Source organism: Mesomycoplasma ovipneumoniae SC01 (assembly GCF_000218525.1).
GTDB classification, from domain to species: domain Bacteria; phylum Bacillota_I; class Bacilli_A; order Mycoplasmatales; family Metamycoplasmataceae; genus Mesomycoplasma; species Mesomycoplasma ovipneumoniae_A.
This window is the reverse complement of record NZ_AFHO01000001.1, coordinates 34,673-55,713: the sequence shown is the minus strand read 5'-3', so window position 1 is coordinate 55,713 and position 21,041 is coordinate 34,673. Positions and strand designations below refer to the sequence as shown.

The window sequence follows — 21,041 nt, the reverse complement described above, 5'->3', positions numbered from 1 at the left end:
TTGATTGGTATAAAAAATCGCGATAAAACCGAGCACTTTAATATACCAGTAACCCATTCAGACCAACAGACTGAAAAACTTTTAGATCAAATTAACTATTTATCAATAGGTGATTCAATTTCTGCTGGTTTTAATTGGGATTATTCACTTGATCTCCGTGGAAAAATTGACGGAAATAACAAAATTAATGGACTCTCATATCCAGCCTTTTTTGCTAGTTTTATTCAAAAAATAAAACCAAATGCGCTTAAATCCTTTGATAATTTGGCTCTTTCTTGAACAACAGTCACTGATTGACTTTATTTACTTAATCCCGAAAATGAATTTTATAAACATTCTGATAAGACACATTTTCATTTTAATTATCATTTAGACAAAAAATTAGACTCACCATATGGCGAGCAAATTCGTGAAGTTTTTGGTGATTTTAATTCAAATAGCTACCCAAAACTACATGAAAAAATTCAAAATTCTAATTTGCTAACCCTTTCATTAGGTGCAAATGATTTAATCGAAGCTATTGATTTTCGCACAATCGCCAAGCCAATGCAAAAACTTGCAACAAAAGCTGAGGCAAATTTTGAATTTGACCAAAACATTGAAATTGCAAATCAAAAAATTTACAGAAATTTACAACTATTAATTCAAAGTTTGCGAAAAATCAACCCTGATTTACAAATAGTTTTAGTTGGATATAATTCTTTGTCTTCAAAAATTATTAAATTTTTTGAAAAAATGCTCACAAACGAAATTGGCGTTCCAGAAAATTATGCTGATTTAATAATACAAGGCTTGAATTCAACAATCCAAAAAGCCGCAAAAAGCCAAAAAGTAAATTATGTTGATTTATACAATGAATCAATTTGGCAAGATAAACACTCTGAATTTGCTACAAATGACTTAGACATTCATCCATCAACTAAGGGCTATAAAAAAATGGCTCAGGATTTGTTGTTTAAATTAGCCTTTGAACAAGACCTAGAATTCAAAAAAGATGCCAATACTAAATTACAATGGGACGAAAATTATGTCCAAAAAGACATTAACTCTTACCGTCGAATTCTAAATTTAGGTCAAAATTCAGAGATTTTTAAGGCTTTAACGGTCGACAATTCACCTGAAAAATTTATTTCAGAAAATTCTGAAATTGAAAAATTAACTATTCAAAATATTAAAAAAGCTGAAAACTCGCCGATACAAAATTTTGTAAACGTGATACTAAATAATAATTTTGGCGCGTTTTTAAACCGTTTTATCCAATTAGCTGTTCAAAATAATTCAAGTGTGCAAAAAATTTTAACTGATTTTTGACAAGAAAACCAAAAAACTGGTGCTTCTTTTACCGAAATTTTGCAAAAAATTTTCTCAAGTGGCTTTTTTAGTCAAATAATTGACCGTTTTCAGACTTATGTTCAAGATGTAACTGATAACAAAAATTGAGAAAAAGCAACAATTTCTGGCCTTGTTAGCTATATTTTTGCTGATTTTGACGAAAAACAAATAATTGATGTTTTAAATACCGTTGTAACTTCTGAATTTGCAGATAACAATCCTGAAAAAATTAAAGATTTAATTTTTGCATCCATTTTTGGCCAAACAATAGTCCAAGATTTGCTAATAAATAACATTATCAAAATCGACCTTAAAAATAAGGAAGATTTAAAAATTGTTTTTACTTTTGATTCGATAAGAAAATTATTTTCTAAAATAATTACTGATTATCATCTTCGGTCAAAAGATTATAAAAATTCACAGAATTTTCAGGAAATAATTCGTACTTATTTAGAAAATCCTGAAAATGACAATGATAATGTTGCTTTTATCCGAAATTTTATCTCAGAAACACTAAAACATCATGAATCTGTTCAATTATTAGTAACAATTATTAACGATAATTTTGAATTTAATTTGAATGAGGCAGATCAGACTTCAATTGTTGATCTTTTAGTTTCAATTGCCGATGTTGTTGTTCGCACTAATGTTTGGGCTAAATTAAATGACCAAGCAGCAAAAAATTTCCTAAGTGTTATCAAACAAATCAAAACTACTGATATCGCTGAAAATATTACTTCAATTTTTTCAGAGCAAATTTATACAAATTACTCAACTTTTTTTAAAGATTCAAAAAATTTACTTGATTTATTTCACGAACTTCTAAGTTTTGACTTAAGTCAAAACCAAATTGATTCACTAAAAAAATTACTTAATAAATTCTACCCAATTTTAACAAAATTTGACCTAAGTAATTTTATCGATGATTCAAACCCTAATTTTGCTAGTTTTTCATTCTTTTTTGACTCACTCAAAGATTTTTTGTCTTCAAATTCATTTAAACCACTTGCTGACATTGTAAATCAAGCAATTAACGATTTTTTAATAAATAAAAGCACATATCGACAAATTGACAACTTAAATCGTTTTGGCTTTCAATTTTTAGCTAATAATTTGCCAAAACTTGAGGAAAATATTTACGAATTTATTGCTAGAAATGTAGAAAATGGTCAATTTTTAACCAACCTTACTAGCTTAATTTCAAATTCATTAGGCTCACAAGGATTAAATGAAAAATCAATTGCAACTTTTACATCAATAATAGAACTAATTTTTCAAGATTTTCAAGTTAAATATCAACTTTGAAAACAAGATAGATCAGCTTCGATTGATAATTTAATTTTTGGTTTTGTAAAGGCAGCCTTAGAAAATTTTGAAGCTTTTTATAAAGAAAATTCTGACGAATATAATTCAGTAAAATTTCGTCTTAATGAGGCCGAGAAAAAACAAAATCCACTAGAAATTGCACAATATTCTCGCAAAATTGCTTTACTTGATGAATCATTATCCTTTCAAAATTTTTCTTCATACTTTTTAAATAATTTTTTTACTCAAGATACAATTTATACACTCTTAAAAAATCTTGCAAGTCTTGATTTCAAAACTAAAATCTCAGATGAGAATTTAGTTTTATTTTTCAAAAACCTTTTTGGACAGTCGTTTTTGCACAAACAACTTCTTGAAAAATTAAACCAAAATAGTTTTTTTAGTAACCCTAAAATTCAAAACTCACTTTTAAATGTTTTAACTAACTTTTTCGAATCAAAACAAGTTGAACAATTACTTTCAGAACTTATTAAGTATTTTTTTGACAAAAAGGCATTTGAATTACATCCAAATTTCAATTCACTAGTTGAAAATTTTCTCAAACAAAATACTCAATTAATTGAGCAAGTTTTTACCCTTTTTTTAGGAGATTCTTCAACTTGAAATTCAATTTCTGAATTTCTAAAAATAATTTTGCAAGAATATAAATTAAATTTGTCAGAAAAATCAGTTCAGACAATTTTGGATTTAGTGCGTGATATTTTTTCAAAATTAAAAGACTCAACTTTAGATTTTAGCGATCAATCAGAAACTCATTCACCGCTAATAATAAAAGCTTTAATTTCAATTATATTTGATGCAATTTCAGGTAATTCAACCCCTAAAAAACCAGTTCTTGAGACTTTATTTGACAGTTTTAGCGTCGATATTGCAAATAATTATTATTCAACAGACCAAACAAATAATTTAGATAATAGCGAAAATCAAAGCACAATTTCTCAAGATAGTATTGCAACTTTGATTTCAGAAGTTGTTAGAAGTAATCCTATTTCTGAACAGATTCGGGCAGGTTTAGCAAATATTCCACAAGAATATCTTGAAAGTGTTATGCCAATTTTTGACTGATTTTTACAATCGCCGGCACTAAAAGATTTGTTTAATTCCTATTTTAAAATAGTTGCAAAAGCCCAAATCCAAAAGCCATTAAATAACCTTTCATTAATTAAAACATTATTTGAAAAACAATATTTTAATAAAATTATTGGTGAATTTATTGTTAAATTAGATGAAAAAAATGACACTTTAATTGATAATTTTGGAACACTAGCAGGAAAAATATTTGAAACTCAATTTGAAAAAACCGAATTCCAACCGTTGTTTAAATTAGTCAAAGAAATAATTCAGAACAATCTTGATAATTTTTACAAGGAAGAAATTGATCCAAAAGGACTTTTTTCACCTGAAGCCGCCACTGTTAATGTAAGTCAGAATTTTTCCGAAGCGCCAGCAAATACTCAACTTTTTAATGATACTAGTAATACTGATGAATCCCAAAATTCTTCATCAACAGCAACTTCTAGTGAAATAACCTTGCCCAAATCCGAGGCAAATTATACAAAAGAAAATGCATTACTTACAAAGTTTATTTCAGTTTTAAGCAGATTAACTAGCGGAGATTTTTCACTTTCAAATTTTAACTTGCTTTTAGAATCAGAAATTGCAAACGAAGAATTTATTGTTGAACTTATTAAACAAGTTGCATCAGTTTATAATAAAATTGAACAACCTGAAAAAGATAATCTTTGAAAAGTTATAACTAGAATTTTCCAATCTAAGTTTTTTAAAGAAAAAATTAATTCCTTAGCTATTGGTGATGTAAGTAGTTTTTCACTGTTTAGCAATTTGTCACAAGAAAAAAAACAGCAAATTGAGCCATTACTCAAAGATTTGTTATTGGAATTTTTACCAGATTCTGCAAACAAAGTTTTAATTTTTAGAGTTTTTAGCCATATAAATAAAAATCCAATGGTTTTTAAAGATGTAAAAACCTTCTCTTCCCTTTTGGCTAGTTTCTTAAAGGATGAACCATCAACCCAAACCAACCAAAGTCAGCAACAGTCTGATGTACAAAATAATAGTGAATTTTTAAAATCATATTTATGATATGTGGTGCATTTTTTAGTAAAAAATGATAAATTTTCTGATTTAGTGATTGATGTGATTGCCTCATATTTAAAGCTAAATTTAGATGACAATAAGGATTATTCTAGTTTTAAAATTGAAAAACCAAGAGAAATACTAAAAAAATTTTTAAGAGAATTTATTGGCCTTGGTCTTGAAAATCCCCTTATTTCTGGTATTTTGGATCAAATAGTTGATTCAATTAAAAATTCAGATACTAGCCAACAAGCAAAAAGTTTTTTTGAAACCTTGTTTAATAAATTAGACCTTTCAAAAGTTCTCAATCTTGATTTAGTAATCAAAATTGAACCAAAAATTGATGATTCTGTTCAACCAACTTCACAAACAGAAACCCAAAACTTGATAAATGAGACGAATTTGTCAATAAACACACCAAAAGGACAAAAAATATCGACACAGTTGTTTGCCGAATTTTTTGATACACTTTTCCTCACCTCACCAAAATGAGATTCTGCAAATAAAGATAACAACTCTCCGATTCTAAATGAATTAAATAACATACAATACACCGGAATTTCATTAAAGGAAGTTTTTGGGTCCGGCGGAAATAGTGGATCCAGTGGAAATAATGGATCCGGTGGGGGTGGAAAAGATTCTCAATTAGACGCAATTTCAAAGCTATTTCACAAAATATGGTATTCTGAAAAAACAAAGACAAAAATATCAATTGAAAATTTTAAGAGCACTCCAAAAGGAAGATTTCTTTATAGATTAGTCTTAATCCTTCTTTTTTATACATATGAATCTAGGGTTTCTCAAGCTAATTATATAGTTCGATCTTCAGCATTTTACGGTGGTGCTTTGTCTTCTTATACTGCATCTGAAGTAATCCGTGCATCGCTACAAAGTGGCGAACAATCTAATAAAAACAATACAAAAGATAGTGATTATAAAACTTTCATCGACAAAATAATAGGTGATCCTGTAAAAAGTAAAGGTTGGATTTGAAACACCTATTATTCATCCTCCGATGTAAAATTAAATGATATGCTAACAATGATTTATTATAATTTAGAAACTAATCGATTTTCTAGAGATACTGGCCAACCTAAATTAAGAGACCAAATTTTTCACCAAATTCATGATGGAACTTATCCTGAAAAATATCAATAATCCAACTAGAATAATATAAGTTTTATTTGATTTATAGTTAATTTTGGTGCAATAAGTAATTCATTTTTTAGTTAATTCTAGATGGATTCATCCTTTAAAACTTATTTTTAATTATCGCATAAAAATCGAGATTACTAATTAATCCGGATTTACTAGCTGTGTTTTGCAAAAAATGAAATGGTTAGAAATTTAACTTTGTGGTGATATTGTTTTTAATTTATAAAAATTAATTCTTATTGTTGTAAGAATTTTTTTGCACTTTTAAGCTATCGGCTCACAAATTCTTGCCTATAATAAAAGCGATTATTTTAAAAATTTAGAAAAAGTTTTACCACTAAAATGCTTATTTATTAACTTATTTCAGGAATGTGTTTCCTTTTTTTTTTTTTTTGTTAAAATTTTTTTATACAATACTTAGGAGGAAAGTGTGTCGAAAAGTACAATCACTAAAAAACTACTAACTAAAAAAAATATTTTTCTTTTAGGGTTAAGCACTATTGCTGGTGGAGTAATTATTGGGGCTCCGCTAGTTGTTTTTGCAAATTTAGAATTAAAAAATCCTCGAATTGATGTGCAAAACCAAGCAAAATCAATTTCATTCATTAGTATAAAGGATAAATATTTAAATGCTAATTCAGACTATTTAGATCTAAAAAAGAAACTTTTAAATGATGATAACACCAAAAAATCTGACATTGATTTAACAGATTTTTTTGATTTTTACCAAATCAATAATGCCAGCATTCCCATTGATTTTTCAAATGATTATAATTGAAAACCCTTTAAACTGGAAATTTTTGATATCAAACCTGATGATAATGACCAATCATTCGAGGTTTATTGGCGAGTTTTACAAAAATTAGACGATGATAAAACAGCTAATTCTGACTTATTTAAACAAAAAGTTGCTTACAATTATGTTCCAGATTATTCACTTTCTAATTTTTCAACTTTCTCAGAAGACAAGCTCAAGAAATTAAGACCTTACACAAATAGTGAGTTTAATTTTTCATTTAAAAAAGAATTGACAAAGTTAATTTCAGTTGAAGATTTTCAAAAAGAAGTTAATAGCGCAAAAGATGACAATCAGGCTAGGGAAATTATTAACAAATATTTTAACCTTGAGGAAACAATTTCGGAAATTTTTAGAAATAAAAGCTTTTATTTTGAATCTGATAGTGGTATTAAAAAGCCTCGTTATAATATAAATTTGGCAAAAGATCAAATTATTACTGATCAATATTTAGTAAAAACAGCCACCCCAGGTGTTTATAAATTGACCTTTGTTGCCCAATTTTCTTCTGATTTTTCAAAGGAAATTAGCGCTGATTTTAACAAGGATTCCAAATTTTTCCTCACTACTCAACTCAATTTAGACAATTCTTTTCTTGATAATTCAATTAGTGATGATATTGTCTTAAGTGAATTTTCTGATAATGATTATTATGCAATAAATAATTTTAGTCAAAATAATTTGACTTCAATTACAGGATGACATTTTCTAAATTACTATAATAATGAAATTTTTGCAACCAAGGAAAAGCGCGCAGATTTTCTTAATTCACTTATTGAAAAAATTGTCAAAAAACCACTAATATCAAAAATTAGATTCCAAAATAAACTAGCAAATTTAAATTTTAACCAAATTTCAAAATTTTTAGATCTTCAAATAAAACTAGATTCTGAACAAGTCAATTTAGATTTTAAAGATAACAATGTTGTTGCACAAATTAATGGTGATATTGTTATAAAAGATAAAAGAAACGATAAAATTATTGCTACAAAAAGATTTTCTCAAAGTATTAAAAATTTTGAGATATTAGTTCAAAATGATCCTGATTTTGCAGCTTCAATTAACAAGAATAATTTGGTTATTCAACCACAGGCCCAAGAATCTGTTCCAAAAAATAGTCAAAAAGGAATTCCAAAAGATGAAATATTGGCGCTAATTGGGGCAAATAATTTCGATAAATTAAAGAAAGTTCTTGAAAATTCTCGTTATTATGGCTTTAAATTTGACGAAACCCAATTAAAATCAATGGTTGATAGTTATAATTTGCCAACTGTTCAAGATTTAATTAAAAACTCAAATGTTGATGATGCAGCCTCTAAAGGTATAACATCAATTTTTTCTAATTATTTTAATACTGACGAGAAAATTTCACAATTTTTGTCATCTTTATCAAAACAAGACATTAGTTTTGTCGCAAAATATTGGTTTGATTTTCTTAAACATTTTAAATTAATAGATTCTGCAACAAACTGGCCAGAAAATTTTGGTATTAATGAATTATTTAAAAAATTAAGTGAAATTAAAATTAAGCCTACAGCAAAACCGCGTGGTCAAATTGATGATAATTCCGAGCCAACAGTTTGACTTTTTTCATTTAACTATGGTTTTTTAGATTCTAACAAACCTCTTGAAAATGGTTTTTATATTAATGATGAGCTTAAAAATATTCTTAATTTGATGAAAACAAATTCATCCATTAGTCCTGAATATTTTATAAAACAGATCGAATTACAATCAAAACAAATCAGTAAACCTAATTTTTCACAGCAAAACAATAAAAATAATATTGAAAATCTCACCGATTTTCTTGTAGCTTTTTATTCATTAGCTTATTCAAAACAAAAAAACCAAAAACTTTTTACTGGTAATTTTGGTAAGGATTTTGATTACAAAATTCAATTTAGTCTGGAACCTAATTTAACAAATGTTGATGGTTTAGAAAAATCAAATGGCCAAAATTTAAAAATAAAATATTGATATAATATTGGTCCAGTTGATAAAAACGGCGATCTAGTTAGTGTTATTTATCAAACCAAAAAATCAGAAATTGATCTAAAAATCAATTTTGAAAATAAACTTTTAAGTGAAGAAGTTGATAAATTAGATGAAATTGCCTCAACTTTTCCATCAATTTCACAAATAGTTTTCTTATCCAATCAAGATTTTAAGGATTTTGAATCTCAAATCAAAGTCGCTACCTCAAAATCAAAGGAAAACGAGCCAGTATCTGTTGATAATGAAGTAAAAAAACTACCTTTTAGCAGTTATTTTGCCTCAGAACACAAAGATTTAGGCTTTTATGCAATAAAACAAGCAAAACAGAGTCAAACAGATACAACAAATACAGCATCGCAAACTACCGACAGTGACATTAGCGGCGTAATTGAGAAAATTGATTCTAAGCTGGGAAGTCAAGTTCAATATAATTTATTTTTATATATTTATGATAAAAATAATCCTCAAAATTTCTCAAGTCAACCTATCCGCGTTATTATCATTGAGCATACAAGCTCTCTATTAGAAAAATAATTAATTTATAAAGGAAATTATTATGAAAAAGATTAGAATAAATCATATAATTTTTGCAATTATTGGAATTAGCACAGTCGTTAGTATTTCTGCCAGCGTTCCTTATTTAATCTCCTTAAAGTCAAAAAATTATAATTCAAAATTATCGGAATTTGACGAGAAACTAGCTAATGCTAAAAATCTAAATGTTAATTCAGAATTTAACTCAACCGAATTTGACAATCTAGTTGCTAATTTAAAACTTAAGTCAAAATTTGCTAAAAAATTAAGCGCTTCTGATGCACTGAATTTGCATTTTGATAATGCATACAATTTTGACCTAAATAATGCGATTGATTTTAGTCAAATTAGTCAAAAATATCCAGACCTAAATTTCAGATTGGTTATTCCTAGGAGCCAATCAGAAGTAAAAATTGAGTCAAATAAAATAAAAAATCTTGCTGTTAATATTTCAAATTTTAGTAAAAGTATAAATTATACTGCAAGTTTTGACTTAGATTTTTCAGATCATGATAAAACCTTGAATTTTTCAGCTGAAAATTTGAGCGCATCAATTAGTCTTCTAAATCAAGATTTTTTAGAAGGAAAAGCCGCAACTGAAATTGCGATTTTGTTTTATAATGAATTTAGTAAAAATTTTAAACAAACAAAAAATTCAAGTTCAGCATTATTTGCGACATTTTCTAAATTTGGCGGAATTTCCTTTAACATAAATTCTGAACCGATTTTTGTTTTTCCTTCCAATTTTGAAATAAAACCTGATTTGCAACAAGAAAAATTAATTTTTACAAATATTGATGATGTTAATAATAAAATCGATTTAGCATTAAGTTTATTTGATAAAAAAACACAAAAAAGTAGCAAATTAACACTTAACTTTGTTGATATACCTAAGAAAACAGATCAAAAAAATTTTTCTGAATTTTTAGAAATTTTTAAAAGAAATTATAAATTTAACTCATCTATTTCTAAATATTTAGCACAAAACAAGCTTAGTGTATCAGAATATTTTGCTCAAAATCCTCAAAATTTAAATCTTGAGCAGTTTAATTCTTTATTTACTTCAAATTCAGGTTTAAATTCAAGTGAAAATGAAACATTTCTAGAAGAAATTAAAAATTTAATTCCTAATTTTACTCCAAAAAGTGTCACTTTTTTAGTAAAAGCAAACAAAAATAACCCTAAAAATTCTAATATTGTCAATGTTGGGCTAAATCTTGATGGTAATTTTAGTGATGAAATATCACTTCCTTTAGGTTTAAAACTTGATGAAAATAACAATTATACCTTCAATTTTGAACTAGAATTTGATGCAGCTGAAGAAATTTATGGTGGATATTTTAAAAATGCAATTGAGAGTTTTGATCAACAAGGATCGCAAGATATTGACAATTTAAGTTTTAAAATCAAGAAAGATTTGCCAATTACAGTTTTTGCTTCAACAATTGATGATAGAATCAAACCTTTTTTAAATCGAGCTTACAATATAAAAGATATAACAAGTCAGCTAAGCCCTTTTTTCGATGTTCTTAATTTTTTTGCAACAAAAAATAATAAAATTAATCAAACTCCAATAACTTCAAGCACTGATCAGACCACTGAAGATTCAACCACACCTGCTGCTGTTCCTGCAAATGTTAGCGCTTTACCGGTATTATTTCAAGATACATCAACTGATACAAATGATTCTTCAACCACAAATTCAACTCCTTCTCCAAGCCCAGATCCAACCCCTTCTCCTTCTCCAGCTCCAGATACAACTACCCCTCCAACTCAACAATCTTTAGGCGATTACCTAAGAAAACTTTTTGAAAATCTTGAAAAAGCTGATTTTCCCGAAGATACTTCTATTTATATTTCCGCAGATTTTCAAGATGAGACCTATGGAATAAATCTTAAGATTAAAACCCCTAGCGGAATTGAAAAAAATTTAAAAATTGGACTTGATAATGTAAATAAAGACAATAAACTTTATCAATCTTTTTCTGATAGTGTAAAAACTCACCTATTTTTAGATTGAAAAACTAATGTTGTAACAGAAGACCAATCTTTAAATGGTCAAAATCAGCAAGTTTTAAAATCAATTTCAGCTGTTAATAATCCAAATTTTAAATTTAAGGCAAACGAAGCCCCATCAGATAAATCAAAAGAAAAAGTTCATGTAGATAACCAAGAACAAGGTATTTATCTAGCCGAAGGTGGAATTTCCTTGGAAACCTCAAGTAACATCACCGATCCAACATTAGATAACGGTATTTCCTTCTTTTATGCTTTTAAACCAAATAAATTGCCAAAACTAGACGTTCTCCAATACTTTTTGCTAAAAACAGGAGAAGAAGAGAATAATTTTAACTTACTTATTGAAAAGGAATTGTACGTCCCGGATGTTTTTAAAATTGGTGCTGATTTTATTTCTAAACCTAACCCCAAGTCACAACCTAATTTTATAAATTTTGATAACGAAAAACTAGGATTTCAAACAACATATAACGGTAAATTAGAATTAAAATTAGAAGTAAGTGATGAAGGAGAACTTCAGCCTAGCTTGGAAATTGAGCCAAAAAATCCTCACTCATTATTTCATGATTTTCTTAATAATTCTAGTGCCACTATTATTTTAGGTGTTGATATTGAGAAAAAAGATAGCAAATCAGTTATGAATATGAGACTTTATTCTAGCGAATCTAATAATGCTAAAGAACCGATTTTTACCTGAAGTCGCGAAATTCCAGCTGGTGCAAAATTGAATTTTGGCAAAGGTTTTACTTTCGGAACCACCAAATCAGAAAATCAAAAAGCTATCGACCAAAAACTTTCAAGATCTGAAACTGGAATCACCTTTAAAGGTTTTGTTTTATTTGACAAACCAGAAAGTGATAAAAAATATAAAGAACTTTTTGAACAATTTAGATCTGAGTATGTCTAGTCACAAATTTTAATTATAAAAAAACCCCGTAAAAAACGGGGTTTTTTTATAATTCTACCTCAAAATAAAATTCCTTAAATTTTTGAGGTACTAAAAAATTTATACTTATTTTTAAAGAAATAACTATTTTAAAAATTCATATTCAAATAAAATAGGGGCAATTTTTTCAAGATAATATTTCTTAATCATTTGTTTGATAACCTCGATATTTCCGTTTAATTCTGGATAGTCATAAAGATATTTATTTGATTTTGTGTTCCCTATTATTGTTTTTGTGTTTAGTTCTTCAATAATTTGGTATAAGCCATATTTAAAATCAGACCGGTAATTTTTAGTTTTACTTGCCAGGTCAAGAATCCTAAATCATAAATTTTCAATTTCTAATTCCTCAGGGCTACGTTGATATTTTTTTAATGTATTTAGCGCTAATGTTGGCTTTTGGTTTAAATTATCAAGGCATAACTCATTTAAATAAATTCTGTCTTTATTTCTAGGATCCTCAAGACTTCGAATATGATTTAAATTTGTTAAGGAAACAAAAAATAAATTTCTAAGCAAAAATTGTTTTAGTTTTGATAGGGTCTCAAGATCTGATAAAAAACGACTAAAGCCATCGCCGGTTTTTGCTAAATAGCTTTTAGTTCAGTCATTATCAAATGATTTATAAATAGCACTGCTAAAAGCAAGCAAACCAACAAGAAAATTATTTTTGTCAATTCAAAAGCCATTTTCATTGTAAGGCTTAGCTCGCACCAAACCAGCCGTGGAGTAATGAATGGGAAAAGCTGATGTCTGAATATATCCAATAAAATTAGGATCATCTAAATTTCTCGGCACTCCCCGTAGACTTTTTCCTGATTTTTTTGTAAAAAGTCCGTTATAATCACATGCAAGGGCTAAATCCGGGTCTACTTTTGGCGGAGCTGCTTTTTTGTATTTATAAATACTTTGGCTAAGCATGGTATGAACTTTTTTTATTTTTACTTTATTAATATAAATAAGTTCGTCAGTTATTGTATCAATATCAAATACTTCAACCTCGACTTGATTAAATTCTTCTTTTTCAAATTTTCACCAGATACAAGAGACAAAATCTTGACCTGCATGAAAATGTTTTCTGTTAAAACCAAAACCACCGCCAATTTTTCGACTAACAGAATTTTGTCATTTAAAATATTTTACCGGACTAAAGACAATAAGAGCATCACCACTTTGGCGAATGTAATATTTAAAAGCCGATCAAATAAAATAATTTGCAAGTTCATTAAAATCACTACCTTTGAATTTGCTCTCTTCTTTGATTTTCTGAACCACATAATAGTTTTTTCAACTTTCACGGGATTCTTTTGCTGTTTTAATTTTTTGCTGTTCTAATGAGGTTGGCTCAACATAAGGTGGATTTTCAAAAACAATTATTGAACATTTAGGATTATTAATATATTTCAGTAGTGTTTCATTTTTAATATATTCTTCGCTGAGTGCATTAGCTCCGTTTACAAAACCTTGCTGAAAAGTATTATCATTTTCAGTTGGCGGGATAATATGTCTTACTTTGTCTCCTAATAACTCAACTAAAACTTTATATTCATAATACTCATAAGTTGAGACAATAACATGAGATAATTCCTCGTCTGTTAGCCATTTTTCTAAATTTCCTGTCCCAGCACAGCGGTCTAAAATTATATAGTCATTCCCTTTTGGGACTTCCGAAATTGCTGCTCGTAGTAATTCATAGGCTTTAATTACATAAGGTTTTGGCGTGTAAAAAGCGCCTAAATTTTTTTGCTGAATCTTTGTATTTAACTGATCCATTAAATATTCAAAGCGAACATTGGAATCTTTTTTATAAGGATTTATATATTTAGCAAAAATATTAGGGTCACGTATTTCACCTAGAGTTCTAGTTTTTCCAGTATTATCACCGATAAAATCTTGTTTAGTTTTTCCAGGATTTTCACTAAAAAATTTATTAGCTCAACCAACTATACAGTTTTCATCGATATTTATTTTTGTGTAGTGCTTTTCTTTGAGCAAAGCTATTAATTCTTCTTGATCTGCGCCTGAATTTAGGTCTAATTTTTTTGGTTTTTTATCTGTATGGAAGTCAAAATTATTAGTGCTTGCCGCGCCAATATAGACTTTTTCAATGTACTCTAAAAAGTCGCTGGAATTATAAATATATGCCTGTTTTTTACTAAATGAAATTAAAAGAATATTTTTAGGAACTGGGATTCCTTTAATTCTCATTCTTGATAAATATTTTATTGTTTGAAATAAAACGGCATTTAAATAATTAATTTTTACTTTAAATTCTAAAATATTTCCATTAATAATTCCGTCGGTATAATTATTTTGGATTTGATCAATAGAAAGATTTTTATCAACTCTTGGGAGATATGTTTTATAAAATTCTAATTGAAGAGCAAGTTCACCTTGCTCTCTCTCTCTCTCTCTCTCTGTTAAAATGTCTTTAATATTTTCCATAAGTTCCTTAATTATAAATATATTTTTTTATTTTTAAATATTAAAAAAACGAAATGTTTCAAGACGATTAATTCTGATCATCATTTTATCATTTAGATTATTTTTTTAATTAGAGTTGCAATTTTTTTCGATAAATCAAATAAATTATAGAGAAAATTCAATTATTTTATTTATTATACATTATTTACGGTTGTTTTTTAACTTTTTTAGCATTTCTAGTCTGCTTTTTAGCGAGTGTTCATAATTTTGTGTTTTAGATTGTTATGGATTTTTCAAATAGAAATCTAATTTAATTTTACATTATTTAACCGATTAGGAAAAATAATTTCTAATTGTTTTTTAATTATGTCTCAATTTGTTATCTGTCTTTGTCATTTTTTAGATACGTTTTGGACCGTTAAATAAGTTATTTTTGAAAGGTCATTAACACTTTGAATTTCGCCATTTGTTTCTGTATTTTGCCTAATTAATTTAATCACTGATTTAATTGGATTTGTCGTATAAATTGATTGCCTTAATTCATCTGGATATTTAAAAAATGTCGTTAATTCAACGAAATTTGCATACCAAGACTCGATAATTGAAGGATATTTTTGGCCTCATTTTTTCGCAAATTCATCAAGATTTTGCATTGCAAATTCTTGATTGATCGCTTGATAAATACTTTTCATATCAGAGGCAAAGTCTTTTTTGTCCTTGTAAGAAACTTTTAAAAGCGAATTTCTAACTTGTTGAACAACACATTTTTGAATATCTGTTTGCGGGAAAAGTGCTTCAATTGTTTGACTAATTCCGCTTAGATTATCGCAAGAAATTATAAGGACATCTTCGAGCCCGCGAGTTTTTAGTTCGCTAAGAACATCAAGTCAATTACTTGCTGATTCGCTATTTTTAATCCAAAATCCTAGTGCTTTTTTATTGCCCTGCCAATCAATTGCAAGAATAAGATAAAGTGATTTTTTGACAAAAACACCGTTTTCTTTAACATCAAAAAACATCCCATCAATGTACAAAATTGGATAGAAATTCTCAATTTTTTGCGATTTCCACTTTTCAATTTCGGGTAATATTTTGTCAATAACTGAAGAAATTCAAGCGATACTTACTTCTTTTTCATAGATAATTTTCATTGCGTTAGCAATTTTTTCATATGACATCCCTGATGCAAAAAGTGAAATTACTTGCTCTTCGATATCGCTTAAATTTTTGCTTTGGTTACTTTTTTCATAGTCTAAACGTTGGTTTGATTGCACCTTTGAGAGCCCTTGAATAAAAGTTTCAAATATAACCGAAATTTTGTTGCGAGAATCTTCTTTTTTGAATTTTTCATTATCAGCGTATTTTTTAACAAATTCTTTAATTTCTAACTCAAATGGGGATAATTGTTTTTGCTTTTTTTTCATATTTTAGTCCCTTATGATAAATTTTATCAAAACAGATTTACCTTAAAACACAAAATATTTAATATTCCAATTTTTTCGATAAATCAAATAATTATAGAGAAAATTCGATTATTAATTTATTTATTATACATTATTTATGGTTATTCTTTTAACTTTTTTAGCATTTCTAGATTATTTTTTACTGTTTTTGAATTGTCCAAGAATTATTTTGCAAGATAAAATTCATTTTGCTAATCCTGAGTTTGCAAGTTTGATTGCAAAAATTCACTTTTATTGAGTATGAATACGCAAAAATGCCCGTAAATCCGTCTTTTTTGGCGACATAACCTTAATTTTTATTATTTTGAAATTGACCTTTGAAAAAAAAAAAAAAAAAATGCTTGGTCTAAGAAAAAATTATGTTATAATAAATCTAACTTAAGAATAATTAATAAATTTTGATATTGAATTAAGCGGGGATTAGTTATGTTTTTGCCATAAAAAATCATAAAATGCGAATTATCCATTATATTTTTAGATATGATGGAATGCCTTAAATTTGACCGTTTAGAAATCTACAAATTTATGGCTTTTGATTATTGTTCTTTCAAAACTTCATATATTTTTTTAGGCTCGATGTAAATAAAAACGAGTTTTCTATTTGTATTGAGTTTAAATAGTAGTTGTATTTTTTATGGTTTTTGTTGTTTTATCCATAAATTGATTTTTACCAGTGTTTTAAAATAGGTAATTAACTTTTGCCAAAAAAGTCAAAAAAGCCCCAAAACCAAACATTTTTTTAAGATTATCTCATAAAACTGGGAAACTCGGGAAAAATAGAAAACCTTCTAAATTTGTCAAGAGTAAATCACAAGTTTGATAAATAATAATCAAGTCGCTAATTTTTTAAGAATTTTTAAGTATTATAGATCTAAACTAAAAATAACAAAAAAAGGCTATTTTATTGCCTTGTTTTTAAAATGATTAACTCATACTTTTAAAAATGGCATCATAGCCCAAAGGTTTTATAGAATATACAATTATAAAAAAAGCAAGTTGAACAATATGGGGGAAAGAAGCAAACAATAGAAATCTATTAAATTTTAGATCAACTATTATAGTGGCTCTAAAAAATTCAACGCCTAATCAAAATATGAATAAAAGTAAGCCATAATCAATAACAAAGTATATAAAATAGATAAAAAGAAAAACTTTTCAGTATTTTTCATCAATTTTTAATGTTTGGTGTTGACTATTAAATAAAAAAACTTGCAAAACTATTTGAGCATAATATCTAGAAAAAATTCTACCAGGAATAAATATGTTAACTCTACCTTCAAATGTTGCGAGAATATTTTTTATTATTTTGTTAGGATCATTTTTATCAGTTTTACTTACCCCAGATCTAAAGTAAGTTACACGCCCTACAGCAAAATTATAATATTTATTATAATCAAGGTCAGTTAAAAAATCAAATTTATTTTCCGGGTTTAACCTACCTAATTTTTGTTTTACTTTTTTTGCTAAATAAAAATGGAATACTTTTTGTAAAAAGCCACAAAAATATGAATATGGAATATAAAAAATTAAATAAGTGCTTATTTCAAAAACCAATGTAATCAAATAATTATTAAAAATTTTAAGATATGGCGCTCTTAAAAAATCAATATTAGGGCTTAAAATTAATGCTAAAACAACTACAAAAAAAGGTAGCGAAAAACTTATTAAGTAAAGTAATGCAAGTAAAAAATAATGCTTTTTTTGCTTATTATGATTAAATTTAAAAACTAAAAAAGAGAAAAGTCTAAAATACAAAGCATTAGTCAAAAACGGCATTTTTGAAAATTTTTTTGGTATTTTAAGATTTAGAAATTTTTCAACTGTTGATCAAAAATGCATTTTAAATTTCCTTGAATAAAGTAGTGCTAATTTATATAAAAAGTCTAAAAACTATATTGATTTATTTATAATTTGTCTTTTCTAAGCCGCTTGAAATTAATTAAAGTAATTTTTAACTTTCAAATAGTCAATATGTTACTCACGTCTTTGGATAATAAAAAAGTCTAGGAATAAGACTATAACCTATCCCAAGAAACATTAATGGTATAAGAAAAATAGCATTACTTTCAAAAAGCCCTTTATAAAGATCCTCAGTATTTGACTTGCTTCAAAGAGCATGGCCAAAAAACACTCATATAGAGACTCATGAAAATATGAAATGTAGTGTTGTAAAAATAAAATAGATTATTAAAAAATATTTTCATTTTTTTTGATTGATTTTTAATTCTGAATTTTCAGAATTAAACAAAAAAACTTGTAAGATTATATGAGAATAATATCTGGCTACATAGCCTTGAAATCAGTCATGAGTGTGTATTGATTTAATAATATTTTCAACATTTTCATCAGGTTTATATCAATTTGTCTGCTCAAAATAATAATCATAAAGTTTTCTCTGACACGCAAATTTATAATATTTATCATAATCAAAGTTAGTTAAAAAATCGAATTTATTTTCTGGATTAAGTTGGCCTAATTTTTGTTTTACTTTTTTTGTTAAATAAAAACGGAACATTTTTTGTAAAAAACTACAAACATATGAATATGGGAAATAAAAAATTAAGTAAGTAATTATTTCAAACAAATGCGCTAAAAAATACGTGTTGAAAATTTTCAAATAAAAAAATCTTAAAAAATCAACATTATGACTTAAAATCAGTACTGAAACAAGCACAAAAAAAGGAAACGGGTAAGTTATTAGGCAAAGTAAAACAAGAAAAAAATAATGTCTTCTTTGCTTGTTAGGGTTCAACCGAAAAACTAAATAATAAAAAAGCCAAAAATACACAAGATTAGACAAAAACGGGATTATTGAAAATTTTTTTGGTATTTTAAGATTTAGAAATTTTTCAACCCTTGATCAAAAATGCATTTTAAATTTCCTTGAATAAAGTAGCGCTAATTTATATAAAAAGTCTAAAAACTATATTGATTTATTTATAATTTGTCTTTTCTAAGCCGCTTGAAATTAATTAAAGTAATTTTTAACTTTCAAATAGCCAATATGTTACTCATGTCTTTGGATAATAAAAAAGTCTAGGAATAAAAACATAACCCATCCCAAGAAACATTAATGGCATAACAAAAACGACAGTACTTTCAAAAAGTTCTTTATAAAAATCCTCAATATTTGACTCGCTTCAAACAACGTATCCAAAAAACAGCCATATAGAGTATCATGAAAATATGAAATGTACTGTTGTAAAAATGAAATAGATTATTAAAAAATATTTTCAGTTTTTTTGATTGATTTTTAATTCTGAATTTTCAGAATTAAACAAAAAAATTTGCAAGATTATATGAGAATAATATCTGGCTACATAGCCTTCGCGGTATCATCCATAATTCTTCATTGACTTAATAATATTTTCAACATTTTGATCAGGGTTATATCAATTTTGTGGTTCAAAGTAACGTGAATAAAGTTCTCTTTTACATGCAAATTTATAATATTTATCATAATCAAAGTTAGTTAAAAAATCGAATTTATTTTCTGGATTTAGTTGCCCTAATTTTTGTTTTACTTTTTTTGTTAAATAAAAACGGAATATTTTTTGTAAAAAATTACAAACATATGAATATGGGAAATAAAAAAATAAGTAAGTAATTATTTCAAACAAATGTACTAAAAAATACTTGTTAAAAATTTTCAAATAAAAAAATCTTAAAAAATCACCATTATGACTTAAACTCAGTACTGAAACAAGCACAAAAAAAGGAAAGGGGTAGCTTATTAAGTAAAGTAAAATAAGAAAAAAATAATGCCTTTTTTGCTTGTTAGGGTTAAACCGAAAAACTAAATAATAAAAAAGTCAAAAATACACAAGATTAGATAAAATCGGGATTATTGAAAATTTTTTTGGAATTTTAAGATTTAGAAATTTTTCAGCTCTTGACCAAAAGTTCATCTTATTAATTAACCTAAGGAAATAATTGTTTGAAAAAAATCTATTGCAGATAATACAATTATAATTTTGGGGTTTACCCATTTTACCGCATTTAGACTAGCAGTTGCTGCTGCTTGTGCTTTTCTTAATTTACCTATTTGTTCCAATATTTCTGAAAGCGGCGATGTAAGATTAGCATACGACAATCCTCTGGAAACAAGGTTGAGACCATATTGAACGTTTGTTTCTTTAATAGCATTTCAATTTTTGTTATACACAAGAGAATTATAAGCGTTTTTGTATTCAACTGAAAGCCATGTTAAGATCCCGCCTGCAATAGTGCTAGCTATTGCAGATGGAAACATTCAAGCTAATCCATAACCCACAGCAAGACCATAATTTACTGCAGCAAGCACGGCAGTCTGAACGTGTTGACCCCAAAGTTTATCCGCAAATTCTTTCATTTTTAAATTGGGAGCGCTCTTAGAAGAAAAGGATTGAGGCTTAACAAGTAAATCTTGATTTTGAATTTTATCATTTTTTGAATTTTTTGAAGCAAATATTTTTTCTATATTATCGGCGGTAACACCCCCTCTTAGTAATTTTTCCTTAGCAATTTTTTCCAAGTTCAAATTGGGGTTTTGTGAAACTTCATCGATAAAATCTTGAAAATCTTTTTCAAATTTTGAAAAATCCTTAATCTGTTCTTCATTATTTTCGTTAGTGGAAGAAAAGGACTCGGCATTTTTTTGTTTTAAAGCTGAAATAACATTCAGAGATTCGGATTTTAATGCTTTAGAGAAAGCTATGTCAGATATATTTTTATGATTTTCGACAGTTTTTTCATTAATACTTAATATTAAAAAAGGTAAAGTAGCAACTGTTGTAAAGGTTGTTATTCCAAGGATAATTTTAAATTTGGATAATTTAAGCATTTAAAGCCTCCTTAAATTTGTAGCTAAATAAAATTATACTATAATTATATTAAAAAGGCTGATCAAATCAATGTTACTTGTAAACTTTTTACCATTTACTTTGATTTTCTTATTAAATTATTGTCATATACA

Annotated in this window: 9 protein-coding genes; 3 read left to right on the top strand and 6 right to left on the bottom strand. The window is 26.9% G+C overall.

Annotated elements, in window-relative coordinates; all coding sequences use genetic code 4:
* The 3 genes from MOSC01_RS0100205 to MOSC01_RS0100195 all read left to right on the top strand — a co-directional run bounded on the left by MOSC01_RS0100205 (position 1) and on the right by MOSC01_RS0100195 (position 12,161).
* Positions 1-5,913, top strand: coding sequence for an SGNH/GDSL hydrolase family protein (locus tag MOSC01_RS0100205; protein ID WP_010320820.1), 5,913 nt, complete (start codon positions 1-3; stop codon positions 5,911-5,913).
* A gap of 427 nt (positions 5,914-6,340) precedes the next feature.
* Positions 6,341-9,235: a P97 family adhesin gene (locus MOSC01_RS0100200; protein WP_010320819.1), complete on the top strand. Its 2,895-nt coding sequence runs from the start codon at positions 6,341-6,343 to the stop codon at positions 9,233-9,235.
* 22 nt (positions 9,236-9,257) lie between these two features.
* A complete protein-coding gene (locus MOSC01_RS0100195) occupies positions 9,258-12,161 on the top strand; it encodes a P110/LppT family adhesin N-terminal domain (protein WP_010320818.1) in 2,904 nt (967 codons plus the stop codon).
* A 123-nt stretch (positions 12,162-12,284) separates the two neighbouring features.
* Here MOSC01_RS0100195 and MOSC01_RS04775 read toward each other — a convergent pair whose 3' ends face one another.
* The 6 genes from MOSC01_RS04775 to MOSC01_RS0100160 form a co-directional block, all read right to left on the bottom strand.
* Positions 12,285-14,645, bottom strand: coding sequence for a hypothetical protein (locus MOSC01_RS04775; RefSeq protein ID WP_010320817.1), 2,361 nt, complete (start codon positions 14,643-14,645; stop codon positions 12,285-12,287).
* 284 nt (positions 14,646-14,929) lie between these two features.
* On the bottom strand, positions 14,930-16,048 hold the full coding sequence (locus tag MOSC01_RS0100185; protein ID WP_010320816.1) for an IS256 family transposase: 1,119 nt from the start codon (positions 16,046-16,048) through the stop codon (positions 14,930-14,932).
* A gap of 963 nt (positions 16,049-17,011) precedes the next feature.
* Positions 17,012-17,926: a hypothetical protein gene (locus tag MOSC01_RS0100175; RefSeq protein WP_010320813.1), complete on the bottom strand. Its 915-nt coding sequence runs from the start codon at positions 17,924-17,926 to the stop codon at positions 17,012-17,014.
* A 112-nt stretch (positions 17,927-18,038) separates the two neighbouring features.
* Complete coding sequence (locus MOSC01_RS04795; protein ID WP_237700246.1) at positions 18,039-18,602, bottom strand: hypothetical protein; 564 nt, start codon at positions 18,600-18,602, stop codon at positions 18,039-18,041.
* A 469-nt stretch (positions 18,603-19,071) separates the two neighbouring features.
* Positions 19,072-19,707, bottom strand: coding sequence for a hypothetical protein (locus MOSC01_RS0100165; protein ID WP_237700245.1), 636 nt, complete (start codon positions 19,705-19,707; stop codon positions 19,072-19,074).
* A 296-nt stretch (positions 19,708-20,003) separates the two neighbouring features.
* Positions 20,004-20,909, bottom strand: a complete 906-nt coding sequence (locus MOSC01_RS0100160; protein WP_010320810.1) for a hypothetical protein — start codon at positions 20,907-20,909, stop codon at positions 20,004-20,006.
* Between the last annotated feature and the right edge of the window lie 132 nt (positions 20,910-21,041).